Annotated in this window: 21 protein-coding genes; 10 read left to right on the forward strand and 11 right to left on the reverse strand. The window is 71.5% G+C overall.

The annotated features are described in order from the left end of the window. Positions 1-17: 17 nt before the first annotated feature. A complete protein-coding gene (locus B5557_RS36120) occupies positions 18-965 on the reverse strand; it encodes a DMT family transporter (protein WP_079663425.1) in 948 nt (315 codons plus the stop codon). On the opposite strand from B5557_RS36120, the gene B5557_RS36125 reads away from it, so the two are divergent. From B5557_RS36125 to B5557_RS36135, 3 genes are all read left to right on the forward strand, one after another. Next, on the forward strand, positions 964-2427 hold the full coding sequence (locus tag B5557_RS36125) for an aminotransferase-like domain-containing protein (protein ID WP_079663426.1): 1464 nt from the start codon (positions 964-966) through the stop codon (positions 2425-2427). The genes B5557_RS36120 and B5557_RS36125 overlap by 2 nt on opposite strands. 18 nt (positions 2428-2445) lie before the next feature. Further along, a complete protein-coding gene (locus B5557_RS36130; protein WP_079663427.1) occupies positions 2446-2883 on the forward strand; it encodes a GNAT family N-acetyltransferase in 438 nt (145 codons plus the stop codon). Between the two features lie 94 nt (positions 2884-2977). Then, positions 2978-3571 (forward strand): histidine phosphatase family protein, encoded by a 594-nt coding sequence (locus tag B5557_RS36135; protein WP_079663428.1) that lies wholly within the window; start codon positions 2978-2980, stop codon positions 3569-3571. Here B5557_RS36135 and B5557_RS36140 read toward each other — a convergent pair. Beyond that, positions 3553-4011: a DUF6314 family protein gene (locus B5557_RS36140; protein WP_079663429.1), complete on the reverse strand. Its 459-nt coding sequence runs from the start codon at positions 4009-4011 to the stop codon at positions 3553-3555. The two genes, B5557_RS36135 and B5557_RS36140, sit on opposite strands and share 19 nt — an antisense overlap. A gap of 148 nt (positions 4012-4159) precedes the next feature. Between B5557_RS36140 and B5557_RS36145 the strand changes: the two genes are divergently transcribed. Continuing rightward, the gene (locus tag B5557_RS36145) at positions 4160-6649 is read left to right on the forward strand and encodes an alpha-L-arabinofuranosidase C-terminal domain-containing protein (RefSeq protein ID WP_079663430.1); all 2490 of its coding nucleotides are present in this window, start codon (positions 4160-4162) and stop codon (positions 6647-6649) included. A 131-nt stretch (positions 6650-6780) separates the two neighbouring features. Here the strand turns inward: B5557_RS36145 and B5557_RS36150 are convergent, their stop codons facing one another. Then, entirely contained in the window at positions 6781-7521 is a 741-nt protein-coding gene (locus B5557_RS36150; RefSeq protein ID WP_079663431.1) for a VOC family protein, read from the reverse strand. Between the two features lie 81 nt (positions 7522-7602). Here B5557_RS36150 and argC point away from each other — a divergent pair, with 81 nt between their 5' ends. The 5 genes from argC to B5557_RS36175 are packed head-to-tail and all read left to right on the forward strand — an operon-like array spanning position 7603 to position 12463. Continuing rightward, a complete protein-coding gene (gene argC, locus B5557_RS36155) occupies positions 7603-8631 on the forward strand; it encodes an N-acetyl-gamma-glutamyl-phosphate reductase (protein WP_079663432.1) in 1029 nt (342 codons plus the stop codon). Then, entirely contained in the window at positions 8628-9779 is a 1152-nt protein-coding gene (gene argJ, locus B5557_RS36160; RefSeq protein WP_079663433.1) for a bifunctional glutamate N-acetyltransferase/amino-acid acetyltransferase ArgJ, read from the forward strand. Before argC ends, argJ begins: the two co-directional genes overlap by 4 nt. Further along, entirely contained in the window at positions 9776-10720 is a 945-nt protein-coding gene (gene argB, locus B5557_RS36165; protein WP_079663434.1) for an acetylglutamate kinase, read from the forward strand. Before argJ ends, argB begins: the two co-directional genes overlap by 4 nt. After that, entirely contained in the window at positions 10717-11910 is a 1194-nt protein-coding gene (locus B5557_RS36170; protein WP_079663435.1) for an acetylornithine transaminase, read from the forward strand. The genes argB and B5557_RS36170 overlap by 4 nt, the downstream gene beginning before the upstream one ends. 7 nt (positions 11911-11917) lie before the next feature. After that, the gene (locus B5557_RS36175; protein ID WP_079663436.1) at positions 11918-12463 is read left to right on the forward strand and encodes an arginine repressor; all 546 of its coding nucleotides are present in this window, start codon (positions 11918-11920) and stop codon (positions 12461-12463) included. A gap of 155 nt (positions 12464-12618) precedes the next feature. Here B5557_RS36175 and B5557_RS36180 read toward each other — a convergent pair whose 3' ends face one another. The 7 genes from B5557_RS36180 to B5557_RS36210 form a co-directional block, all read right to left on the reverse strand. After that, positions 12619-13419 (reverse strand): FAD:protein FMN transferase, encoded by an 801-nt coding sequence (locus B5557_RS36180; RefSeq protein ID WP_231976130.1) that lies wholly within the window; start codon positions 13417-13419, stop codon positions 12619-12621. Continuing rightward, on the reverse strand, positions 13416-14537 hold the full coding sequence (locus tag B5557_RS36185; RefSeq protein WP_173877774.1) for an FMN-binding protein: 1122 nt from the start codon (positions 14535-14537) through the stop codon (positions 13416-13418). The genes B5557_RS36180 and B5557_RS36185 overlap by 4 nt, the downstream gene beginning before the upstream one ends. A 56-nt stretch (positions 14538-14593) precedes the next feature. Further along, positions 14594-15976, reverse strand: coding sequence for a ferredoxin reductase family protein (locus B5557_RS36190; RefSeq protein ID WP_079663438.1), 1383 nt, complete (start codon positions 15974-15976; stop codon positions 14594-14596). Between the two features lie 66 nt (positions 15977-16042). After that, positions 16043-16651: a hypothetical protein gene (locus B5557_RS36195; RefSeq protein ID WP_079663439.1), complete on the reverse strand. Its 609-nt coding sequence runs from the start codon at positions 16649-16651 to the stop codon at positions 16043-16045. Beyond that, a complete protein-coding gene (locus tag B5557_RS36200) occupies positions 16648-17046 on the reverse strand; it encodes a hypothetical protein (RefSeq protein ID WP_079663440.1) in 399 nt (132 codons plus the stop codon). The genes B5557_RS36195 and B5557_RS36200 overlap by 4 nt, the downstream gene beginning before the upstream one ends. Next, complete coding sequence (locus B5557_RS36205; RefSeq protein WP_079663441.1) at positions 17039-22006, reverse strand: HD domain-containing protein; 4968 nt, start codon at positions 22004-22006, stop codon at positions 17039-17041. The genes B5557_RS36200 and B5557_RS36205 overlap by 8 nt, the downstream gene beginning before the upstream one ends. Positions 22007-22074: 68 nt before the next feature. After that, the gene (locus B5557_RS36210) at positions 22075-22782 is read right to left on the reverse strand and encodes a L,D-transpeptidase family protein (protein ID WP_079663442.1); all 708 of its coding nucleotides are present in this window, start codon (positions 22780-22782) and stop codon (positions 22075-22077) included. Between the two features lie 391 nt (positions 22783-23173). Here B5557_RS36210 and B5557_RS36215 point away from each other — a divergent pair, with 391 nt between their 5' ends. Continuing rightward, complete coding sequence (locus B5557_RS36215) at positions 23174-23548, forward strand: transposase (RefSeq protein WP_231976131.1); 375 nt, start codon at positions 23174-23176, stop codon at positions 23546-23548. A 189-nt stretch (positions 23549-23737) separates the two neighbouring features. Here B5557_RS36215 and B5557_RS36220 read toward each other — a convergent pair whose 3' ends face one another. Further along, positions 23738-24319: a pyridoxamine 5'-phosphate oxidase family protein gene (locus B5557_RS36220; protein WP_079663443.1), complete on the reverse strand. Its 582-nt coding sequence runs from the start codon at positions 24317-24319 to the stop codon at positions 23738-23740. Between the last annotated feature and the right edge of the window lie 8 nt (positions 24320-24327).

Consider the following 24327-nt stretch of genomic DNA (forward strand, 5'->3'; position numbering starts at 1 on the left):
CGTGAACCGGCAAGGCACTAGCCGCGCGCCCGCTGCGTGACCGCGATGCAGACGAGCACGGCCGCGGCCGTCAGCGGAGCGGCGGGCGTGAGGTGCTCGCCCAGCAGCAGCACCGACCACACCAGTGTGAGCAGGGGTTGGGCCAACTGCAACTGGCTGGCCTTGGGGATGCCGATGGCCGCCATGCCCCGGTACCAGACGACCAGGCCGAGGAACTGCGAGCCGGCCGCGACCCACAGCAGCCCGGCCACGCTGTGCGCGGTCAGCCGGACGGGCTCGTGGGCCAGGGCGAGCGCGGCGGCGGGCACGCTCAGCGGCAGACAGCACACCAGGGCCCAGCCGATGACCTGCCAGCCCGGCATGATCCGCGCCAGTCGGCCGCCCTCGGTGTAGCCGGCCGCGCACACCAGCAGCGCCCCGAACAGATACAGGTCGGCGGTGGTCAGCGCGCCGCCGCTCTGCTGCACGGTGAACCCCGCCACGGCGCCCGCGCCGGCCAGGGCCGCCGCCCAGAAGGTGCGGGAGGGGCGGGTACCCATGCGCAGGGCGGACAGCAGCGCGGTCGTCAGCGGCAGCAGGCCGACCACGACGGCGGCGTGCGAGGTGGTGGACGTCCGCAGCGCGAGCGTGGTGAGCAGTGGGAAGCCGACGACGACCCCGGCGGCCACGACCGCGAGCCCCGCCCAGTGCCGCCGGGCGGGCGGCGGGACCCTGAGCGCGAGCAGACATGTGCCCGCGATCAACGCGGCCAGGACGCTGCGCGCGGCCACCAGCGACCAGGGGCCGAAGCCCTCAAGCCCCCAGGCGGTGGCGGGGAAGGTGAGGGAGAACGCGACGACACCGAGGACGGCGAGCAGGGTGCCGAGGCCGCTGGACCGGGGCGGGGCGTCCGCCGTGCCTGGTCCGGCGTCCGGGGTGCTGACCGCTATCGCGGGCCGGGCAGTAGCGCTACTCTGTGTCTCCATGCAAGAGCGTAGCAGTGTGGGTGAGCTGGCGGATCGGCTGCGTCGGGAGTTCGACCGCTACTCTCCCGGTGGAAAGCTCCCGTCGAGCCGGGCCCTTGTCGAACGGTTCCGGGTGAGCCCCGTGACGGTCTCGCGGGCGCTGGCGCAGCTCGCCGCCGAGGGGCTGGTGGTCACCCGGCCCGGCGCGGGCGCCTTCCGGGCGCGGCCGACGGGGACGACCGGCACGCCGGCCGGCGACACGTCCTGGCAGGAGGTCGCGCTCAGCGCGGACGGCGCCGCCGACCTCGTGCCGCGCTCCGTGGACGCCTCCGGGGTCACGGTGTCGCTGGCCGCCCCGCCGCCCGGCGTCGTCGAGTTCAACGGCGGCTATCTGCACCCCTCGCTGCAGCCGGAGCGGGCGATGGCCGCGGCGCTGGCGCGCGCCGGACGGCGGCCTGGAGCGTGGGGGCGGCCGCCCATGGAAGGGCTGCCCGAGCTGCGCGAGTGGTTCGCGCGGACCATCGGCGGCTCCGTCACCGCGGCCGAGGTACTGGTCAGCGCCGGCGGCCAGGCGGCCCTCACCACCGCCCTGCGCGCCCTCGCCCCGCCCGGCGCGCCGGTGCTCGTCGAGTCGCCCACCTACCCCGGCATGCTCGCGATCGCCCGCTCGGCGGGACTGCGCCCGGTACCGGTCCCGGTCGACCCGGACGGTGTGAAGCCGGAGCTGCTCGCCGACGCGTTCCGGGCCACCGGCGCCCGGGTCTTCGTCTGCCAGCCGCTGTTCCAGAACCCGACCGGAGCCGTCCTCGCGGCCGACCGGCGCGCGCAGGTGCTGCGCATCGCTCGCGAGGCGGGCGCGTTCGTCGTCGAGGACGACTTCGTGCGGCGGCTCGCGCACGAGGACGCCGGACCGCTGCCGCGTCCGCTCGCCGCCGACGACCCCGACGGCGTCGTCGTCCACGTCGGCTCGCTCACCAAGGCGACCTCGCCGAGCTTCCGGGTCTGCGCGCTGGCCGCCCGCGGTCCGGTCCTTCAGCGCCTGCGCGCCATCCAGGTCGTCGACACCTTCTTCGTGCCCCGCCCGCTCCAGGAGGCGGCCCTCGAACTCGTCGGCTCGCCCGCCTGGCCACGTCATCTGCGGGCCGTCGCCGCCGAGTTGCGGGCCCGGCGGGACGCGATGACCTCCGCGCTGCGGCTGCGGCTGCCCGAACTCGCCCTCCCGCACGTCCCGTCCGGCGGCTACCACCTGTGGCTGCGGCTGCCCGAGGGCACGGACGAGGGCGCGTTCACGTCCGCCGCCCTGCGCGCGGGCGTCGCCCTCACCCCAGGCCGCCCCTACTTCAGCGCCGAACCCCCGGCCGCCCACGCGCGGGTGAGCTTCGCGGCCGTCGCCGGGACCGAGGAGATCGCGGAGGGGGTACGGCGGCTGCGGGCGGCGGCCGACGAGGCGCTCCCCGGAAACGGTTCGACACGGCGCCCGTGATGCGGTGAGGATCCCCGCATGAACGACACCCTGCCCCTCGCCGAGGGCTACGAGATGTCCACCGACCCCGCCCGCATCGACGCCGGACGCGTGCACCGCTGGCTGTCCACGGACGCGTACTGGGCGATCGGACGCGAGCGGGCGAAGCAGGACCGGGCGATCGCCGGTTCGCTGAACTTCGGCGTCTACGACACCTCGTCGGGGGAGCAGGTCGCCTATGCGCGGGTCGTCACGGACCTCACGACCTTCGCATGGCTGTGCGACGTGTACGTGGACCCGGCGGCCCGCGGCAAGGGCCTCGGCACCGCCCTCGTCGCCGCCGTACGCGACCACCTGCGGCCGCACGGGCTGCGCCGCATACTGCTGGCCACGCACGACGCGCACGGGGTGTACGAACAGGTCGGCTTCGCGGCGCTGGAGAAGCCCGACCAATGGATGGCGCTCGTTTTCCAGTGACTTGTCCGACCCGGCCTGACTCACCGGTAAGAATTCCCGAACCCATCGGCCGACACCCCTTGACCTGCGCACTTGTGCGGCTCACCATCACCGCATGCCACTTCGGGTCACGTTCGTCGCCGCCGCTCGCAGCTCCTCGCTGCTCGCGGAACGCTTCGAGGACGACCAGCCGCTGGACCAGGCGGGCTGGGACGAGGTCCAGCGGGTGGTCCCCGACCTCCTGCCCCTCGCCGCCGCCGAGCTGCGCTACTGCTCGCCCACCCCGCGCAGCCGCACCACCGGCGACGCCCTCGGCTACGCCCCACTCGTGCAACTCGCCCTGCGGGACTGCGCCATGGGCCGCTGGCGGGGGCTCACCCTGGGCGAGGCGATGGCCCGTGAGCCGGCGGCCGTGGACGCCTGGCTGGCCGACCCGCTGGCCACCCCGCACGGCGGCGAGTCCCTGCTGGACTTCATCACCCGGGTGGGCGACTGGCTCGACACCCGCCCGCTCGGGGACGGCGACCGGATCGTGGCGGTCGCCGAGCCCGGCGTGATCCGGGCCGCGGTGGTGTACGCGCTCAAGGCGCCTCCGTCGACGTACTGGAACATCGACGTGCGCCCCCTGTCGACGACCACGGTCACCGGCCGGGGCGGTCGCTGGAACCTGCGGCTCGAAGGGGCCTCGGTTCAGCCCACCCGCATGTAGTCGGTGATGAGCAGCAGGTCCTTGGCCGGTCCGGTCACCCGCCAGAGCGTCCGCCAGTGGTCCAGGCCCAGGACAGTGAACTCGCCCCGGTAGAGGTCCGCGGAGCAGGGGTGGTCGGCGAGGTGCCGGCCGCTGGTCAGGTCCAGGCCGTGGAAGGGACGGCCGTCGGCGAACCGCACGTCGGCCGTGCCGGGCGTCGGCCCCGGCAGGAAGCGCAGGGTGCGCTGCGCGGGCCGGGCGACGCCGAGCCACACGAACGTGCCGGACTCCTCGTGCAGCAGAGCGTCGTGCCCCGGGCCGCCCTCCTCCAGCGCGCTGAACACGGTGATCCCGTCGAAGCGGCCCTCGTCGCCGCTCGCCCGGTCTCGTGCCGACCGCCGCACCCGCCAGCTCCCCGCGAGGTACGCCAGTACGTCCGGAACCGGCCGGAACTCGCTCATCTCCCGTCGTCCTCCGTCACATCCGTTGCTGCACGCCCCATTGACGCGTCTCGGACCCCTCCCTATCTTGCCGTTCGAAGTGCTGATCATCGTCCGACATCTCGAACAACTGACATACAACGCGCACCACTGAGCCGCGGAGTCATCCATGTCACGCAGCACCACCCGCACCCGCTGGAGAATCGGTCTCACCTCGACCGCGCTTCTGACGGCCACCGCCCTCGTCCCCGCCCCCGCGCACGCCGAGGCCGTGACCGACTACGCCATCACCGTCGACCCCACCGCCAAGGGCGCGAAGATCGACGACACGATGTACGGCGTCTTCTTCGAGGACATCAACCGGGCGGCCGACGGCGGCCTCTACGCCGAGCTCGTGCAGAACCGATCCTTCGAGTACTCCACCGTCGACAACCGGTCATACACCCCGCTGACCTCCTGGACGGTCGACGGCACCGCACAGGTCCTGAACGACTCGGGCCGCCTCAACGAGCGCAACCGCAACTACCTCTCCCTGGGCGCCGGTTCATCCGTGACCAACGCCGGCTACAACACCGGTGTCCGGGTCGAGCAGGGCAAGACGTACGACTTCTCGGTGTGGGCCCGCGCCGAGAGCGGCACCACCCTGACGGTGTCGTTGCAGGACGCCGACGGCACCCTGGCCACCGCCCGCAAGGTGGCCGTGAAGGCCGGCGGCTGGGCGCGGTACAAGGCCGTCTTCACCGCTACCCGGACCAGCAGCAACGGCCGGCTGGGCGTGGCCTCCTCGGCGGCGACTGCCCTGGACATGGTGTCCCTGTTCCCCCGTGACACCTACCGGGGCGAGCCCAACGGCCTGCGCAAGGACCTCGCCCAGAAGGTCGCCGCCCTGCACCCGGGCTTCGTGCGCTTCCCCGGCGGCTGCCTGGTCAACACCGGCTCCATGCAGGACTACAGCGAGGCCTCCGGCTACCAGCGCGCCCGCTCCTACCAGTGGAAGGACACCATCGGACCCGTAGAGCAGCGCGCCACCAACTCCAACTTCTGGGGCTACAACCAGAGTTACGGCCTCGGCTACTACGAGTACTTCCGCTTCGCCGAGGACATCGGCGCGATGCCACTGCCCGTGGTCCCCGCCCTGGTGACCGGCTGCGGCCAGAACAAGGCCGTGGTCGACGACGCGCTGCTCCAGCGCCACATCCAGGACACCCTCGATCTCATCGAGTTCGCCAACGGCCCGGTCACCTCGACCTGGGGCAAGAAGCGCGCGCAGATGGGTCACCCCAAGCCCTTCCACCTCACCCACCTCGAGGTCGGCAACGAGGAGAACCTCCCGACCGAGTTCTTCGCCCGCTTCAAGCAGTTCCGCGCCGCCATCGCGGCCAAGTACCCGAACGTCACCGTCATCTCCAACTCCGGCCCGGACGACTCCGGTTCGACCTTCGACACGGCCTGGCAGCTCAACAGGGACGCCAAGGTCGACATGGTCGACGAGCACTACTACAACAGCCCGCAGTGGTTCCTGCAGAACAACGACCGCTACGACTCCTACGACCGCGGCGGCCCCAAGGTCTTCCTCGGCGAGTACGCCTCCCAGGGCAACGCCTTCAAGAACGGCCTCTCCGAAGCCGCCTTCATGACCGGCCTCGAACGCAACGCGGACGTCGTCAAACTGGCCTCCTACGCCCCCCTGTTCGCCAACGAGGACTACGTCCAGTGGCGCCCTGACCTGGTGTGGTTCAACAACCACGCCTCCTGGAACTCGGCCAACTACGAGGTCCAGAAGCTGTTCATGACCAACGTCGGCGACCGCGTCGTGCCGTCGACGGCCACCGGAACCCCGTCCCTGCAGGGCCCGATCACCGGCGCCGTCGGCCTGTCGACCTGGGCGACCAGCGCGGCCTACGACGACGTCAAGGTGACCGACGCGGACGGCACCCCGCTGCTGAGCGACGACTTCTCCGGCGACGCCTCGAAGTGGACGCACACCGGCGGCGGCAGCTGGTCGCTCCAGGACGGCCAGTACGTGCAGACCGACACCGCCGCCGAGAACACCATGGTCTCCGCCGGTGACCCGAGCTGGCACGACTACGACCTGCATGTGAAGGCCACCAAGAAGTCCGGCAAGGAGGGCTTCCTCGTCGCCTTCGGCGTCAAGGACACCGGCAACTACTACTGGTGGAACCTGGGCGGCTGGAACAACACCCAGTCCGCCGTCGAACAGGCCGTGGACGGCGGCAAGTCGACGCTGATCTCCAAGGCGGGAAGTGTGGAGACGGGCCGCGCCTACGACGTCGACGTGAAGGTGCGCGGCCGCCAGGTCACCCTCTACCTCGACGGCCAGGAGTGGGGCAGCTTCACCGACGACAAGCCGGCCGAGCCCTTCCGCCAGGTCGTCACGAAGGACAAGAAGACCGGTGACCTGATCGTCAAGGTCGTCAACGCCCAGTCCACGGACGCCCGTACGGCGATCGACCTCGGTGGCGCCAAGGTCGCCGCCAAGGCCAGGGTGACCACGCTGGCCGCCGCACCGGACGCGGTCAACACCGAGACCGCGACCCCGGTCGCACCGGTGACCTCCACCTTCACCGGAGTCTCCGGCAGGTTCACCTACACCTTCCCGGCGAACTCGATCACCTTCCTGCGGATCAAGCAGCGGTAGCCGGTCCACCTGCCCGACCACAGCTGTTCTCCCGGGGACACCCGACCCACCGCGAGCGCCGGCCGTCCAAGGCGGCGCATCAACGCCGGTGCGGGGAGGCGCCCCGGGAGAACGCCGGCGGTCGCTCCGCCTCAGGACGGGGCGAGGACGCAGAACTCGTGGCCCTCCGGGTCGGCCAGGCACGTCCACGGGACGTCGCCCTGGCCGACGTCGAGGTCGGTGGCGCCGAGGGCCCGCAGCCGGGCCACCTCCGCCGCCTTGTCGTCGCCGGGGCGGGGAAGCAGGTCGAGATGGACGCGGTCCGGCACGGTCTTCACGCCGGGCGTGCGGAGAAACTCGAGATACGGGCCCACACCCTTCGCGTTGCGCAACACCGCTTGATCGTCGGTCACCTCGTGCAGCGTCCAGTCCGTCGCCCCGCCCCAGAACCGGGCCATGGCCCGCGGATCCACGCAGTCGACGACCACCGCGGCGATCGGCCCGGTGTCCCGGTAGACCTCCCGAGGCTCCAGCACGCAGAACTCGTTGCCCTCGGGGTCGGCGAGGACCGTCCACGGCACGTCGCCCTGACCCACGTCGACGGGCGTCGCACCGAGCGCCTTCAGACGCGCGACCAGCTCCGCCTGATGGGCCGCGGAGGCGGTGGCGAGATCGAGGTGCACACGGTTCTTCGTCGCGGCCTTGGCTTCCGGCACGGGAACGAAGTCGATGCCGAGAACCACCGGGTCCGGCCAGACGAGGCCGCCGGCGGGTCCGACGTAGGTGGTCACGCCGGGACTGTAGGCACTCCAGCCGAGCGCCTGCGCCCAGAACCGGCCCACCGCCGCATGATCAAGAGCCTTGATGTTCACCATGACGGGTCTCAGTGCCATGCACGTGATCTTATGCGCCGCACCAGATTGTATAAACGTGCATAGCGACGTATAGTCATGCCATCCAAGAGGAGGGTGGACATGGCGGTACGTGCGGCGGTGGCCGGAGCGAGCGGGTACGCGGGCGGAGAGGTGCTGCGTCTGCTCCTCGCGCACCCCGAGATCGAGATCGGCGCCCTGACCGGCAATTCCAACGCGGGCCAGAAACTGGGCACGCTCCAGCCGCACCTGCTGCCGCTGGCCGGCCGGGTGCTCGACGAGACCACCCCCGAGGTCCTCGCCGGACACGACGTCGTCTTCCTCGCCCTCCCGCACGGCCAGTCCGCCGCGGTCGCCGAGCAGCTCGGCCCGGACGTGCTCGTCGTCGACATGGGCGCCGACTTCCGGCTGAAGAACCCGGCCGACTGGGAGCGGTTCTACGGCTCCGCGCACGCCGGGACCTGGCCCTACGGCCTCCCCGAACTGCCGGGCGGCCGCGCAGCGCTGGAGGGGTCCAAGCGCATCGCGGTCCCCGGTTGCTACCCCACGGCCGTCTCGCTGGCCCTGTTCCCCGCGTACGCGGCGGGGCTGGCCGAGCAGGAGGCCGTGATCGTCGCCGCCTCCGGCACCTCCGGCGCCGGCAAGGCGCCCAAGCCGCACCTGCTGGGCTCCGAGGTCATGGGCTCCATGTCCCCGTACGGCGTCGGCGGCGGCCACCGGCACACCCCCGAGATGATCCAGAACCTCAGCGCGGCGGCCGGGGAGCCGGTCACGGTCTCCTTCACCCCGACCCTCGCGCCGATGTCCCGCGGGATCCTCGCCACATGCACCGCCAAGGCGAAGCCCGGCGTCACCGCCGAGTCCGTCCGCGCCGCCTACGAGAAGGCCTTCGCCGACGAGCCCTTCGTCCACCTGCTTCCCGAGGGCCAGTGGCCGGCCACGGCGTCCGTCCACGGTTCCAACGCCGTTCAGGTACAGGTCGCCCACGACGAGGCGGCGGGCCGCATCATCGCGATCAGCGCCATCGACAACCTGACCAAGGGCACCGCGGGTGGCGCCCTGCAGAGCATGAACATCGCCCTCGGACTCGACGAGACCACCGGGCTTTCCACGATCGGAGTCGCACCGTGAGCGTCACGGCAGCCAAGGGATTCCAGGCTGCGGGCATCGCCGCCGGAATCAAGGAGAACGGCAACCCGGACCTGGCCCTCGTGGTCAACACCGGGCCCCGTCTGTCCGCCGCGGGCGTCTTCACCTCCAACCGTGTGAAGGCCGCGCCGGTCCTGTGGTCCGAGCAGGTCCTCAAGGGCGGTCAGGTGTCCGCGGTGATCCTCAACTCCGGCGGCGCCAACGCCTGCACGGGGTCGAAGGGCTTCCAGGACACCCACGCGACCGCCGAGAAGGTCGCCGAGGTGCTGGGGCACAACGCGGCCGAGGTCGCCGTCGCGTCCACCGGCCTCATCGGCGTCCTGCTCCCGATGGACAAGCTGCTCCCGGGAGTCGGGACCGCCGCGGCCCAGCTCTCCGAGCACGGCGGCGAGAAGGCCGCCATCGCCATCAAGACCACCGACACCGTCCACAAGACGTCCGTCGTCACCAAGGACGGCTGGACCGTCGGCGGCATGGCCAAGGGCGCGGGCATGCTCGCCCCCGGCCTCGCCACCATGCTGGTCGTCCTCACCACCGACGCCGACCTCGACAGCGCGACCCTGGACCGGGCGCTGCGCGCCGCCACCAGGGTCACCTTCGACCGGGTCGACTCCGACGGCTGCATGTCCACCAACGACACCGTGCTGCTGCTCGCCTCCGGCGCCTGTGAAATCACCCCGGAGTACGAGGAGTTCGCCGCGGCCGTCCGGACCGTCTGCGACGATCTCGGCCGGCAGCTGATCCGGGACGCCGAGGGCGCCGGCAAGGACATCAAGATCGAGGTCGTGGGCGCGGCGAGCGAGGACGACGCCGTGGAGGTGGGCCGCTCCATCGCCCGCAACAACCTCCTCAAGTGCGCCATCCACGGCGAGGACCCCAACTGGGGCCGCGTGCTCTCCGCGATCGGCACCACGAAGGCCGCCTTCGAGCCGGACCGGCTCAACGTCGCCATCAACGGCGTCTGGGTGTGCAAGAACGGCAGCGTCGGCGAGGACCGCGAGAAGGTCGACATGCGCTACCGCGAGGTGCACATCGTCGCCGACCTCGCCGCCGGCTCCGAGACCGCCACCATCTGGACCAACGACCTCACCGCCGAATACGTCCACGAGAACAGCGCGTACGCCTCATGAGCAACGTCACGCGGAAGCACACCGCGCTCCCCAAGGCCCAGATCCTCATCGAGGCGCTGCCCTGGCTGACCCGCCACAACGGCAAGACCGTCGTCATCAAGTTCGGCGGCAACGCCATGATCGACGAGGAGCTGAAGGCCGCCTTCGCGCAGGACGTCGTCTTCCTGCGGCACGCCGGCCTCAACGTCGTCGTCGTGCACGGCGGCGGCCCGCAGATCAGCGCCGCCCTCGACAAGCACGGCATCGTCAGCGAGTTCAAGGCCGGCCTGCGCGTCACCACCGAGGACGCCATGGACGTCGTACGGATGGTGCTGGCCGGGCAGGTCCAGCGCGAGCTGGTCGGCCTGCTCAACCAGCACGGACCCCTCGCCGTGGGTCTCACCGGCGAGGACGCGCACACCATCACCGCCACCAAGCACCGGCCCGAGATCGACGGCGAGTTGGTCGACATCGGGCGGGTGGGCGAGATCACCGCGATCGACACGGGCGCCATCGAGGCACTGCTCGCCGACGGCCGCATCCCGGTCGTCTCCTCGATCGCCCGTAGCCAGGACGACGGACATGTCTACAACGTCAATGCTGATACGGCGGCTGCGGCACTCGCTGCTGCGCTGGGCGCCGAAACCCTCATGGTCCTCACGGACGTCGAGGGCCTCTACGAGGACTGGCCCAACTCCGACGAGGTGATCAGCCGGCTCACCGCCTCCCAACTGGAGAAGCTGCTGCCGGAGTTGAGCTCCGGCATGGTCCCGAAGATGGAGGGCTGCCTGCACGCCGTGCGTGGCGGCGTGAACACGGCCCGGGTCATCGACGGGCGGGTCCAGCACTCGATCCTGCTGGAGATCTTCACCGACGAGGGCATCGGCACGATGGTCGTGGCCGACGAGAAGCCGGACGCACAGCCGCAGGCACAGCCGCACGCACAGGGGGAGCCGTCATGAGCAACGAGGAACTGACCGCGCGGTGGCAGACCGCGCTCATGAACAACTACGGCACGCCGCTGCTGCCCCTGGTGCGCGGCGCGGGCGCAAAGGTGTGGGACGCCGACGGCAAGGAGTACCTCGACTTCGTCGGAGGCATCGCCGTCAACGCGCTCGGGCACGCCCACCCGGCCGTCGTCGACGCCGTGAGCCGGCAGATCGGCTCCCTCGGCCACATCTCCAACTTCTTCATGGCCGAGCCGACCGTCACGCTCGCCGAACGGCTCCTGACGCACTTCGGCCGGGACGGCCGGGTCTTCTTCTGCAACTCGGGTGCCGAGGCCAACGAAACCGCCTTCAAGATCGGCCGGCTGACCGGGCGCACCCACGTCGTCGCCACCGAGGGCGCCTTCCACGGCCGCACCATGGGCGCCCTCGCGCTCACCGGCCAACCCGGCAAGCGGGACCCGTTCCTGCCGCTGCCCGGCGACGTCACCCATGTGCCGTTCGGCGACGCGCAGGCGCTGGCCGCCGCGGTCACCGAAGACACGGCGCTCGTCGTCCTCGAACCCATCCAGGGCGAACTGGGCGTCGTCGTGCCGCCCGTCGGCTACCTCAAGGCTGCCCGCGCGATCACCGCCGCGACCGGCGCGCTGCTGGTCCTGGACGAGGTACAGACCGGCATCGGCCGGACCGGGCACTGGTTCGAGTACCAGGCCCACGAAGGTGTGCTGCCCGACGTCGTGACGCTGGCGAAGGGCCTCGGCGGAGGGCTGCCGCTGGGCGCGACCGTCGCCTTCGGGCGGGCCGCCGAACTGCTGCAACCCGGGCACCACGGCACGACCTTCGGCGGCAACCCGGTCGCCTGCGCCGCCGGACTCGCCGTCCTCGACACCATCGAGAACGAGGGGTTGCTGGAGAACGTCAAGCAGCAGAGCGAGAGGTTGCGGGACGGAATCGAGGGTACGGGCCACCCGTTGATCGATTATGTCCGGGGCGCGGGCCTCCTGCTGGGTATCGTGCTCACCGAGCCCCTCGCGCCCCAGGTGCGCGCGGCGGCTCAGGAGGCCGGCTTCCTGGTGAACGCGCCCGCTCCCGACGTCGTCCGGCTGATGCCGCCGCTGAACCTCGGCGACGACGAGGCGGAGGCGTTCCTCGGGGCCCTGCCCGGCATCCTCGACGCAGTGAACGGGGACCGATCCGGAGAATGAGACGACGATGAGTCAGGCGCAGGACCATGAGCAGGCCGGGGTCAATGGGCCCGCCGTGCCGCAGACCCGCACCGCGCGTCACCGCCGGATCGTGGACATCCTCAACCGGCAACCGGTGCGGTCGCAGAGCCAGTTGGCGAAGCTGCTGGCCGACGACGGGTTGAGCGTCACCCAGGCGACGTTGTCGCGGGACCTGGACGAGCTGAACGCGGTGAAGATCCGCAACACCGACGGCGACCTCATCTACGCGGTGCCCAGTGAGGGGGGTTTCCGGACTCCCCGGGCACCGCTGGGGGAGTCGGCGAAGGAGGAGCGGATGCGGCGGCTGTCGCAGGAGCTGCTGATCTCCGCGGAGGCCTCCGCCAACCTCGTGGTCCTGCGTACCCCGCCTGGGGCGGCCCAGTTCCTCGCCTCGGCGATCGACCAGGCCGAGCTGCAGGACATCCTCGGCACGATCGCGGGCGACGACACGTTGCTGCTGATCAGCCGGGAGCCGACCGGCGGCCAGGCGCTGGCGGATCACTTGCTGCGGCTGGCTCAGAACGGCCACTGAGCGCTGCGCCGGCTGGGCAGTCTCGAGCGTGCGGGTAGTGGGAGCTGGTTGCGCGGTTCCCCGCGCCCCCAAGGAGGTGCGGCCCGGCGCGCTGCCCAGCCACCGCTCGTATCCTGCGGGCGTGCGTGCGCGACTCACCCCCGGTCAGCCTCAGCTCACCCGAGCCTTCCCGCCAACCCTCCGGTGCAGCGCACCTCGTCGCCCGCGGTGATGAGCAGCGCCTCCACGTCGGGCAGCGACTCGAGCCACCCCAACGCCTCCCGCGACCCCATCGCAAAGGCCGCCGTGGCCCAGCAGTCCGCCCAGGTCAGCTTGGGCGCCACCACCGTGACGGCCACAAGATCCGTCACCGCGGAGCGCCCCGTGCGCGGATCGACGATATGCGCGCCCCGCTCCGCCGTACCCGACGTGGCCACCGCCAGTTCGTCCGCACCGGCCGCCGAGACGACCGCGGCCAGTCCGCCCGGCCGCAGCGGATCGGACACCCCGACCCGCCACGGCCGCTCGGGCCCGGGAACGCCCAGCAGCTGCACATCGCCGCCGCCGTTGACGCTCACCCCGCTCACCCCCGCCGCCGCGACCAGCCGGGCCGCACGCTCGGCGGCCCAGCCCTTCACGATGCCGGTCGGGTCGAGCCGGCCCTCGTAACGCATGCTGAACCAGCCGTCGCTGATCCGCTCCGCCTCGGCGCCCAGCTCCAGCACCTCGGCCACCTCGGGATCGCACTGCTCGACGGTCAGCTCACCGCGCACCAGCCGGGAGACCTGGCTGTCCTCGCGGTAGGTGCTGAACACCTCGTTCACCCGGTGCAGCGAGGCGATCGCCTCCTCCAGCGCCGCCCGCACCGCCCCGGGCTCCCCGCCGCGGACGTCGAAGGAGAAGACGGTCCCCATGACCTCTTCCGCGTGACGGACCACGGCGGGAGCCTGCGCCGACTCGGCCACGGTGTCCGTCACCGGGCCTGGTCCAGCGCCGACTGCAGGGACTTCTTGTAGCCCTCGCTGGTGTAGGTGGCGCCGGACACCGAGTCGATGTCCGCGCTGCCCGCGGCCACGGCCTCCTGGTTGAGCTTGGGGATGGAGAGTGCGGTCTTCTGGTCGCTGGTGCCGCCCTTGGGCGCCTGGACGGCGTCCGCCTTGGTGATCTTCCCGCCGGCGACGGTGATCCGCACCTGGACGGGACCGTACTGCGTCTGCTGGACGCTGCCGGTGACGGTCTTGGCCTGCGCGGCACCCGAAGCGGATCCCGAGCCGGACGACCCCGAGCCCGAGCCGGACGCCGAACCCGAACCCGACGCCGAGCCCGCGCTCGCCTTCGCCTTGTCCAGCGCCGACTGCAGGGACTTCTTGTAGCCCTCGCTGGTGTAGGTCGCGCTGGACACCGAGTCGATGTCCGCGCTGCCCGCGGCCACGGCCTCCTGGTTGAGCTTGGGGATGGAGAGTGCGGTCTTCTGGTCGCTGGTGCCGCCCTTGGGCGCCTGGACGGCGTCCGCCTTGGTGATCTTCCCGCCGGCGACGGTGATCCGCACCTGCACGTTGCCGTACTGCGTCTGGACCGCGTCCCCGGTGAAGGTGCCGGCGGCCTGCGCGCTGCCGGAACCGGAACCGGAACCCTGGGAGGAGCCCGCGCTCGCGTTCGCCTTGTCGATCGCCGACTGCAGGGACTTCTTGTAGCCCTCGCTGGTGTAGGTCGCGCCCGACACCGTGTCGATGTTCGGGCTCTGCTTGGCGACCACGGCCGCGTTCAGCTGGGGGATCGCCAGCTTGGTCTTCTCGTCGCTGGTGCCGCCCTTGGGCGCCTGGACGGCCTCCGCCTTCATGATCTTGTTGTTGACGACGGTGATGCGGACCTGCACGTTCCCGTACTGCGTCTTGACGGCGTCCCCGGTCATCGTCCCCGTAACGGGCGCCCCGGCCCCGCCCTGGGCCGCCTCCTGCGCCGTGCCCGAGCCCGAGCCCGCCGCCTGCGCGGAGGCCGGGTCGGAGGACGGCTTCAGCGACAGCAGCAGCACGATCCCGGACACGGTGGCGGCGGTGGCCAGCACGACGCGTCGAAGAGGGTGGCTCTTCCTCATCTCTTCCTGAGCTCCTGATTCCCGTTGGTGGCGAGGTTCCCGTAAGTGCGGGTCGCTCACATCTCGAACGACTCGTGATGGATACGGCGGGCGGGGACCCCGGCGCCGCGCAGTGCCTCGAACACCCCTTGGGCGAAGCCGTTCGGTCCGCACATGAAGACGTCGTGGCTGTCGATGTCGGGGATCTTCCGCTGCAGGGACTCCGCCGAGATGTCGGGGCGCTCCCCGTCGGGGCTGTTGACGGCGTACATCAGCCGTGCCCCGCGCTCGTCGGCGATCTTCGCCAGCTCGTCCCACAGGGCCAGGTCCTGGGTGCTGTTGGCCCGGTAGAGAAGGGTGATGTCACCGGGCGCGCCCGGCAGCGTCTCGAACAGCGTCCGCATCGGGGTGATGCCCACACCGCCGGCGACCAGTAGCACCTTGCCCTGGCTGCGCCGGGAGGCGGTCATCGCGCCGTACGGGCCCTCGGCCCACACCTTCGTGCCGGGCCGCAGCTCGCGCAGCGCCGCGGTGTGGTCGCCGATCGCCTTGACCGTGATCCGCAGCAGCTCGGGGCGGGGGTTCGCCGACAGCGAGTACGGGTGGGAGCTGAACCGCATCCCCGGCGCGAGGAACCGCCAGCGGAAGAACTGCCCGGCCTCCGCGCCGATGCGGTGCAGCTTGCGGCCGCCGATCAGCACGGACACGATGCCGGGCGTCTCCTCGATGACCGCCTCGACGTACATGCGGTGACGCAGGTTCAGCCGGAGCGGGGTGACGACGCGGTACCAGACGACCAGCGCGGTGACCGACCCGTACAGCGCGTACCAGACGGTCTTCGCGGTCGGCTCGATCGCGAAGTCGTTGCCGGTGGTGATCTGGTGCCAGAACGTCAGGAACACGGCCCCGTACGTCAACAGGTGGATGTGGTACCAGGTGTCGTACGGCATCCTGCGCCGCACCGGGCCGATCGACACCAGGCCGATGAGCAGGAACAAGCCGGTCCCGATGGCGGCCTTGCCCATGTCCGGCAGCTGGTTCACGGAGTCGATCGTCTGCTGGACGATGTCGCCGAGCGACTTGCCGGCCTGCAGCGCGTACCCCCACATGATGAGGAACACGTGCGCGAAGACCAGGCAGAGCGTGTACCGGCCGCTCATCGCGTGCCAGCGAGCGACCCGGTCCGAGCCCACCCGCCGCTCCAGCGCAGGCACCCGCGCCATCTGCAGCACGACAAGCGCCATCAGGTACCCGGCGAGCAGACCGGTGATCCGTCCCGCGTTGAGGATCTTGCTGTTGGTGTCCGCGATGTTCGGCGTGTTGGCCCACCACAGCCACAGCACGCCTGCCGCGCCCGCCCATACGGCGAGCAACAGCGGGACGGCCGGGGATCGGCGCGGGCGGATGCGGCGCATCGTCTGGCGGCGGGCGGCGCGTCCGCCTGCGATCGTGGTGGTCACGGTTCCTCCGTGGGACTTGACCCTTGGCCCACAGATACGGGCGCAAGCCACGGAGTGTTCAGCCGATCATCCGGAGGACGTGCACGCGGACACCGGGACCACCGACGCCACCGTACGGCCGGGTACAACCGTCCGCTTCTCGCCCTCCACGCGCAGCACCACACCGTCCGGTCCCGAGCCCAGCAACTCCCCGCAGCGTTCCGCGCCCGTCGTCGTCACGACCCGCACCAGGTGGTCCGGCCGCGTACCCGTCGTGGTCCAGACGACGACCACGGCGGCGGTCACCAGCGCCACCCCGCACACACAGCACACGGCGGCCCACCGCAGCGAACGCGTCACCCGCGCGATCTCCCGCCGGGTCCACGCGCGGAGCGCCTGCCCGGCCAGCAGCACCTGCTCGCCGGGACTGCCGTGGGCGGCCCGCACCGCCAGGATCGAACCGGCCACCAGCAGCAGGAACGCGAGCCCCACCAGGGCGCCGGCGGTCTCCCGCGCCGCGTCAGGAACCTGGTTGAGGTCGTCCCGCCCCTTGAGCGTCACAAGGACGGCCACCAGCGCCGCCAGCCCGGTGAGGCCCGCCCGCCACCCTTCGGCCTGCCGCCTCAGCTCCGGCAGCTGGTGGAACTCCAGCTCCCGGGCGAGCTGCGCCCAGCGCCGGTCCGACTGTGCGCTCATCCGCCGTCCGCCACGCTCAGCGCCGCCACCCGCCAACTCGCCCCGCAGCCCACGAACGGGGCCTCGGCGGGCAGGCCGGGATGCGGGTGGCCGCACTCGCAATAGTGCACCTCACGGAGCAGCGCGGCCTCGTCGCTCCGCGCCTGCGCCTGCGCCGGCGTCGGGTCCGTCTCCCGTCGCCAGGAGAGGCGGCCCTTGGAGCCGGTCCCGGCGAGCCCGTACGGGTACTCGGAGACGGTGCCTCCCTGGCAGCGCGGGCAGGTGCCCTCGATCCGCAGCCCCGGCCCGCTCTCGGCGGCCCGCCGGACGAAAACGCCCGGGGCCACGCCCACGTAGGTCTCCCGATACGCCGTGCCGTGGTCGTGGCCATGGTTCACGCGCGGTGCCTCACTCATCGCCGTCCTCGTCCCGCTCGCCGTCTTTCTCGTCCTTCTCGTCGACGACCAGATCGAACATCGTCGCGTACAACCGCAGCCGCTCCGCGATCCACTGCTCGCTCTCACCGGTGGCCGCGGCGGCCCGCCGGACGTGACTTGGGCTCACCCGCCCGTGGACCGCGGGCAGCATGCCGTCCAGGTCCTCGGTGAGCAGGGTCAGATCCTGCCAGCGCGGGAGGACGTCGGGCACGGGCGGCAGGACGCGCGGCTCCGGGCACAGGGGAAGGTACGGGGTGATGCGCTCGACGGTCCGGGGCAGCGGCTCGCCCAGCCGACCGGCGATGCTCACCAGGTCGAGCGCACAGTAGGGGTCGTCCTCGCCGGTCACCCGGTGGTCGTTCCCCAGCGCGACGACGTCGTGATCGTCCGGCATGAGGCCCTGGAGTGCGGCTAGCGCGTCGACGGGGAGTTCGGTGACGAGCGCCCCGATCGAGCGCAGCGGCAGCAGGCGCTCGTAGGCCGCGGCCCCGTCGGACGCGAGTTGGCGGGCGTAGGTGGCCAGCCCCATGGGAGTGAGACGACGCCATCGCGCGGTGGCGGAGGAGCCGGTGCGATCGTCGATGGGGTGGCTGAGGACAGCGATGGCCATGCCTCGGGTAGGGCGCAGGTCGGCGAGGGCTTCGGGCAGCGACGGCATGGTCAGTCCGTAGAGCTCCGCGTACTTGTCCGCCGTCTTCCAGACCTCGCGGAGTGTCTCGTTGAGGCGTTCCGCCGAGTAGAAGAGGGCCCCCGAAGTGATGTCCGCGGCGGGGGTGTCCTCTTCCATCAGGGAGGGCTCCTTGCCCGAGAGGATGTAGCGGTCCCGCAGCGGCAGGCGATTCCAGTCGACGGCGAGGGTGATGTCGTCCGGGACGCGGACTCCCGCCTCCCGCAGGTCCTCGACCGCGACGGAAGGCTCCCACTCCTGGCCGCGGAGGTTGCGGGCTATGGACAGCGATTCCAGGTCCACACCCCGCTCCAGGGCGCAGTTGATGGTCTGGAGGCGCCGGACCAGCACCGCCGCGTCCAAGGACGGCTCGACCCGGGCCGCCGCGGTGTCCTGCGCGTAGCGCCGCTCGTACCGCAAGCCGAGCTTGTCCGCTTCCCGCGCGAGTCGCCGCTCGGCGTCCGCGAGATCGGTGTCCATGCTCTCGGCGAAGTCCACGGTCGCCGCCCAGCGCAGTTCGCGGTCACCCTCGGGGAGCCTGACGCTGAAGAGACGGACGACATCGTCGAGAATCTCGTCGTCGGCGAGGAGGGTCCACGGAGCCACCGCCTCGCTCGTCGGAGCGGTCCAGCCCAGCCAGGCGAAGTCGGCCAGCCGCCGCAGCACCTCGTCCACCGGCCGGCCGGCCTGCTTGGCGACGTCGCAGACGAGCAACGGTTCGTCGGCCAGCTGCCAGACAGGTTCGGCGTGCGGCTGGGAGGAGCGATGGAAGACGCTCTGGAGGTCCTCCTGAGTGCAGACATGGTCCTGGAAGGCCGGTGGGACCTCCGGGACCGGGGACGGCAACAGCGGAGCGAAGCGGCCGAGCCGTTCCACCAACTCGCCCAGCGGCGCCGAGAGCTGGAGCGACGCCAGGATCAGACCACCCCAGTGACGGGAGCCGTCGCCGTCCGACACCTGCGCCCCGATGTCCCCCGCCAGGGAGTCCATCAGGATGCGGTCGCTGCTGCCGGGTATCCAGTCCAACGACTCGACTCCACGGGGGAGCGGCGCGAAGTCACGGTGTACGACACGCAAGGCCCTGCGTCGGCGCTGGATCTCTTCAACGCTCGTTCGCTTCGTCGCCGCGTGCGCCACCACCTCGTACCAGGAGGCCAGTGACGACCTCACCAGTTCGGCGTCACCGGCGGCGGGGACCGGGTACCCGGTGAGATCCACGGGCCCCGCGGCGTGGCGGTTGTCGTGCGGCAGCCCGAGGGCCATGGCCCGCCAGGGCACGCACAGGGCCTGACGGCCCACCAGACCTCTGTCGCCGACGATGAGCTGGTCCAGGTGGAACCAGCCCACCTGGTCGAAGTCCACGGGTTCGCCGTCCCAGTCCTGCACGTGAACGCCCTTACCGCGCCACTCCGCGTCGAGAACCCGCGCCGTGGCCTGGCTCAGGTCGTCGAGCTGACCCAGCCAGGCCAGGGACAGCGCCCGCCACGTGGCGAGCTCCGCCGCGCCCTGCTGCCACAGCGACTCCACCCACTCCGCGTCGAAGTCCTGCAACTCCTTGCGGCTCACACTGAGTCTGCCCGCATGAGGTCCCGTCAGGTTGACCACATGGCCGAACGGCGTCTGGTCGGTCACGATGCCGTCGCACAGGATCGCTCCCGGCCCGTTCACCCACCACAATGCGCCCGGTACGGCCTCCAGGGCGTCGGCGGGGTCGGTCCCGAGGGCGGGCTGCAGAACCCCCGGTTCCCACGCGTGCTCGTGCCCCGTACCCTCGGTCGCCTCCAAGGCGAACTCGGCAACCCGGACCAGCTCCCGGAGCACCGTCACGCACGACAGCCGCCGATTCCTGCTGTCGTCGTCGCGCAGATACAGCCGCACGCGGGTGCCGCCCTCGGCGACGCCGTCGTCCGAGCCGTCGTGCTGCTGGATGCGGAAGAGGCTTCCGCTGCTGGGGATCTCGACCCGGAAGGCGCGCTCCGCCGGGATGCCCTCCGGGCTGACCTGCCGGGTCACGATGGTCATCTCGTCGGCCAGCATGAAGTAGCTGAACACGCCGATGCCGAAACGGCTGTTGGGGTACAGCCGCAGGGCCGGGTCGTGACGCAGCCACCGGGACTGCTCCTTGCGGAACGACGCGGACCGCTCGAAGCGACTGCCGGCCCGCGTGAAGGTCTGCTTGAGCTGTTCGGCGCTCATGCCCACGCCGTTGTCCCGGCACTCCACGTACCGGCCGCGCTCGTCCCTGCCCTGGGTGAAGACGATCCGCCCGGTCCAGTCGGCCGGCCGGCGGCCGGTGCTCCCCAGGTACGCCCAGCGCATCGCCCGGTAGCGGCAGGCGTCCATGGCGTTCTGGTACAGCTCCCGCAGCGCCAACTGCGGTTCGCCGCCGTAGAGCTGCTCGCCCATCAGCAGGTCCCGCACTTCGGTCTGCGCGAGATGGAAGCGCAACAGGGGTACTTCGTACGCCGGTTGCCCGCCGCTGCGCTGCGGCTGCAGATCGCGGTCGGTGATCCGGCCGGGCACGGCGGTCAGCAGCCCGGCCTCGGATTCCGGCATCCGGTCGGCCATCTCCCCGATGCGGGCGGCCAGTTGGTCGGCCGCGTCGACGGTCTCCAGGAGCGCGGCGTGCACAGCCTGATGCGGACAGGGCGCGTCCAGGTGCAGGGCGCTGCCCTCGCGGTGCCAGCTCAGCTCGTGTGCGATCGCCACCGTCTGCTGCGGCAACACCGGGTCGGAGACCGCCAGATGCTCGGCCACGATGTCCGCCAGGGCGCGCACGTCCAGGGCCAGGGTCGCGGCGAGGCGCAGCAGCGCGGCCAGCGGGCGGATGCGCAGATGCTGGTGTCCACCGGGCAGCAGCACCTTGCGCGGCGTCCAGTCGGCCAGTTCGTCGAGAGGTTCGTCCGGGCCGACCGCGGAGGCCGCCGCCCGCAGCAGCAACGCGAGATCCCCCACCCTGCCGTCGGCGACGCCCAGCCGTGCGGCCAGGGCCTCGGCCGGCGGTGCGGGCACGACCTCGTCGTCGGTCTGGAAGCGGTCCGCGATCCAGCGGTGCACCAGCCACATGGTGAGGGCCGCGGTGTCCTGCGGGCGGTCGCGGGCCTGGCAGTCGGCGATTTTGCGCGCCACGCGGCCGTACTGTTCGACGATCTGCTCGTAGTGCCGTCGATGGGCGTCGGCCGGCGTGCGCCGCCCGAGCGTGTCCGGGCCGAGCTCCGCCGCCTGGCTGAGCCGCTCGGCCCAGGCCACCTCGTGCAGGAACGGCGCGGCGACGAGGGTGACCACCTCGACGGGGGACAGCGTGGCCCCCTCGGGCAGCAGCAGGGGCAGCCGGTCGCACAGCAGCCTGACCGGGAAGGCGTCGTCGGCCCACGGGTCCGGGCAGGGCATGCGGCGCTGGGCCAGATGGACCGTGCGCGCGCAGCTCTCCACGAACCCGCTCAGCGCGTCCTGCAGAGCATCCACGTGGACGGTGGCCTCGGGCGCCAGGTGTCGCCACAGCGGGGTGGTGCGGGCGGCGTCCAGCCATGCCTCGAGGAGGGGCCGGCCCTCGCAGATCTCCGTCTTCTTCGTCTGCTCCTCGGCATGGCTGCCGTAGTGGAACCAGGGGACCTGCGTCACCCGGTGGCGCCATGCCGCCTCGGTGGTTCTCGCGCGGGCGGCGGCGAGCACGTCCTCGACCGTGCGGGCGGGCGTGAGCGGGCCCAGGGCGTCGGCCAGTCCGCGGGCGAAGAAGCTTCCCTCGCCGGTGTAGCCGCTGCGCTGGCCCGCCGAGCAGCCGGCCATCACCGCGAACCCGCCGTTCGGCGGGCCGGTGTCGGCCCGGTTGGCGAACGCCTCCCCGTCGCTCGCGGTGTCCGTCCGGCAGGCGTCGATGAACCACAGCACGGTCCCGGCGGCGCAGTCGCCGAGGAGCGGGTTGATGTTGACGGGCAGCAGCGACTCCAGGTACGGCTCACGCCAGTTGCCGTCGGTCGGGGGAACGGCGTCGGCGGGGACGAGGTAGTCGGTGCGGTTGACGCGCAGGCCGTGCCCGGTGAAGTAGAGCAGGAGGGTCCCGCCCGGCGGGCACTCCCGGCCCGCCTCGTAGATCGTCGACCTGATCTGGCTGCGGCCGGCGTCGTGGAGGGTCTTCACCTCGTAGCCCGAGGCCTTCAGCGCGGTGCTCAGCAGCCGCAGGTCGGCCTCGACCGGTTCGGCCAGTGACTCCAGGTCGGTGACCGAGGGCGCGTCCCCGATGCCGATCAACAGAGCCCTGCGTGCCGCTGCCATGTCCCCGTTCCCCTCCCCGAGCAGGAGAACATGATGGCACCGCGCACCGACAACCACCCCGCGGTGGCTCAATACCGGCTGATCGCCGTTCGGCCGCCGGTCGTGCCGATCGCGATGTGCGGCCGCTCCCACGGCTTGGCCCAGGCCAGTATCCGCCGCATCGCCCCCACCGGCACCGACACACAACCGGCTGTCGCGCCACGGCCGTTGACATGCAGGAAGATTCCGGCGCCGCGGCCCCGCACCGGCGCACGGTAGTTGAACCCGATGACCAGCGCGTACGCGTACTGAGTGCGGTATGTGACGAGGTGTTCGGACTCGGTGGCACGGCAGTCGGTCGGCCGGGGCTCGGTCCACCGGTTGTAGGCACGGGAGTCGTTGTCCTGACACCACCAGGAGCCCTGCCGCACGGGACGGTACGGATACGACGTCCCGCGCGGCGCCCCACGGATGCCGAAGGCGAACGGGAGGCCGTACAGGCCGGTGGGTGTGGTGTTCGTGCCCTGCCTGCGCGAGGCTCCCTCGACCAGGCCGTTCGCGCCGAACCGGGCCGGCGTGGAACCGGCCGGCACCCATCGCCCGTGCCGCAGGTCCCACCAGGTGAGCGTGCCCGCCGTGGCGCCCGCCTCCGGGGCCACGGCGGTGATCAACTGGGTGCCGCCCCCGGTATCCGCCATCCGCGCGGGCAGCGGCGGGTGAGCGCCGGTGCCCGGAGCCGCACCGAGCAGCAGGAGCGACGCACAGACGACAGCGGCGGCGACGACACGAGGGCGCATGATCAAGACGCTAGAGGAGGGCGGCGACGCCGGCAGGCCGGAGTGGGCCGACCGTGCGTGGCGCCGCCTCCCCGGGACCTGTCCTCGCCGGCCGGTCAGGTCACCGGACCCAGCGGGTTGTGCTGGTCCGCCCGGCCCTCGAAGGCGTACAGCAGCAGATCGGTCATCCTGATTCTGGCGAGGAGGCCCCGGCGTTCACGCCGGGGAGGAATCGCCTCCCGCGACCGGGACGCGGAGCGTCGCCGCTTCGATTCCCTGTGGGCGCGGAGCGCCCGTACCGCTGCCCGACGGAGTCGGGTTATGTGAACAGTCGTTCCTCATGTCGCCGAGATCGGTGATGTTCGCAGAAGTGTCGCCTGTGTGTGGGGTGGTCGTACTACGGTCCGATGTCATGAAGCTGGTGGTGCAGGTGAAGCTGCTGCCGACGCCCGAGCAGGCGTCGGTACTTGAGGCGACCCTGCACGCCTGCAACCGCGCGGCGGACCATGTGTCCCGTACCGCCTTTGAGCTCCATCAGCTGGGCGAGCACCTGAGGTACAAGGCCCGTCAAGCCGGGGTGCCGTTTATGGAGGTGGATCCGCGCCATACCTCGCAGCGCTGCCCGCGCTGCGGCCACACCGAGAAGGCCAATCGGTCGACCCGGGAACATTTTTGCTGTCGCCGGTGTGGCCTCGCTGGGCCCGCCGACCACGTCGCCGGGGTCAACGTGCGCAACCGCGCCCGCTCGGCGTGGGTGCTTGTCACCGCACCCGCACCCTCCCCCTGAGCTCACTTGGGGAGAGGGTGGATGCGACCCGTGACCGTCCTGTCGTAGGGGACAGTCGGGAGCGCGACGAAGCGTGAACGACCGAGCGCACAAGCTCGGCCGTTCACGGCCGAGAAGGTGACACCTGCGCACGTGCGCGCACGTGTGAGGCCACGCTAGGGGACGAGAGCGGCGGAAGGGGGAATTCCGTCAAATCGGACGCAGGGGCAACGGTAGTCCGGGCAGTCCGTCCAGGCTCGTGGCGATGTGCTCCTTGCTCTCGAAGTACGCGTTGAGCGACGCGTCGTCCTCCCGCGCGAACCGCTTCGCGTGCAGCTCGCGGTCCTCGTCGTAGGTCATGAAGGGCACCGCGAACCCGCACGTGTCCCGGACCAGTTCGGCGTGCACGACGATGATCGCGCGCAGCCCGTGCGGGGTCGGGTCGATGCCGGCGAAATGGGCGAGGAGCTCCCGGAAGCGGGGGTCGTCGCGGAAGACGGGTTCGCCGCGGCCGTGCACCCGCACGATGTTCGGCGGCCCCTGGAAGGCGCACCACATCAGCGTGATCCGGCCGTTCTCCCTCAGGTGCGCGACGGTCTCCGCGTTGGAGCCGGCGAAGTCGAGGTAGGCCACGGTGTGTTCGTCGAGTACGGCGAACGAGCCCTTGAGGCCCTTGGGGGAGAGGTTGACCGTGCCGTCGCCGGACAGGGGCGCGGTCGCGGTGAAGAAGAGGGGCTGCTCCTCGATGAACGTACGGAGCCGCCCGTCGATGCGCTCATAGGTCTTTCCCATGTCTAACG

The organism is Streptomyces sp. 3214.6, from assembly GCF_900129855.1.
Taxonomy (GTDB): Bacteria; Actinomycetota; Actinomycetes; order Streptomycetales; family Streptomycetaceae; genus Streptomyces; species Streptomyces soliscabiei.

Excerpts from the sequence above, each read along its gene's own strand:
- B5557_RS36205 (WP_079663441.1), bottom strand. The coding sequence starts at position 22,006 with ATGGCAGCGGCACGCAGGGCTCTGTTGATCGGCATCGGGGACGCGCCC.
- B5557_RS36175 (WP_079663436.1), top strand. The coding sequence starts at position 11,918 with ATGAGTCAGGCGCAGGACCATGAGCAGGCCGGGGTCAATGGGCCCGCC.
- B5557_RS36170 (WP_079663435.1), top strand. The coding sequence starts at position 10,717 with ATGAGCAACGAGGAACTGACCGCGCGGTGGCAGACCGCGCTCATGAAC.
- argB (WP_079663434.1), top strand. The coding sequence starts at position 9,776 with ATGAGCAACGTCACGCGGAAGCACACCGCGCTCCCCAAGGCCCAGATC.
- B5557_RS36150 (WP_079663431.1), bottom strand. The coding sequence starts at position 7,521 with ATGGCACTGAGACCCGTCATGGTGAACATCAAGGCTCTTGATCATGCG.
- argC (WP_079663432.1), top strand. The coding sequence starts at position 7,603 with ATGGCGGTACGTGCGGCGGTGGCCGGAGCGAGCGGGTACGCGGGCGGA.
- B5557_RS36210 (WP_079663442.1), bottom strand. The coding sequence starts at position 22,782 with ATGCGCCCTCGTGTCGTCGCCGCCGCTGTCGTCTGTGCGTCGCTCCTG.
- B5557_RS36200 (WP_079663440.1), bottom strand. The coding sequence starts at position 17,046 with ATGAGTGAGGCACCGCGCGTGAACCATGGCCACGACCACGGCACGGCG.
- B5557_RS36130 (WP_079663427.1), top strand. The coding sequence starts at position 2,446 with ATGAACGACACCCTGCCCCTCGCCGAGGGCTACGAGATGTCCACCGAC.
- B5557_RS36140 (WP_079663429.1), bottom strand. The coding sequence starts at position 4,011 with ATGAGCGAGTTCCGGCCGGTTCCGGACGTACTGGCGTACCTCGCGGGG.
- B5557_RS36185 (WP_173877774.1), bottom strand. The coding sequence starts at position 14,537 with ATGAGGAAGAGCCACCCTCTTCGACGCGTCGTGCTGGCCACCGCCGCC.
- B5557_RS36135 (WP_079663428.1), top strand. The coding sequence starts at position 2,978 with ATGCCACTTCGGGTCACGTTCGTCGCCGCCGCTCGCAGCTCCTCGCTG.
- B5557_RS36220 (WP_079663443.1), bottom strand. The coding sequence starts at position 24,319 with ATGGGAAAGACCTATGAGCGCATCGACGGGCGGCTCCGTACGTTCATC.
- B5557_RS36215 (WP_231976131.1), top strand. The coding sequence starts at position 23,174 with ATGAAGCTGGTGGTGCAGGTGAAGCTGCTGCCGACGCCCGAGCAGGCG.
- B5557_RS36195 (WP_079663439.1), bottom strand. The coding sequence starts at position 16,651 with ATGAGCGCACAGTCGGACCGGCGCTGGGCGCAGCTCGCCCGGGAGCTG.
- B5557_RS36125 (WP_079663426.1), top strand. The coding sequence starts at position 964 with ATGCAAGAGCGTAGCAGTGTGGGTGAGCTGGCGGATCGGCTGCGTCGG.
- B5557_RS36120 (WP_079663425.1), bottom strand. The coding sequence starts at position 965 with ATGGAGACACAGAGTAGCGCTACTGCCCGGCCCGCGATAGCGGTCAGC.
- B5557_RS36145 (WP_079663430.1), top strand. The coding sequence starts at position 4,160 with ATGTCACGCAGCACCACCCGCACCCGCTGGAGAATCGGTCTCACCTCG.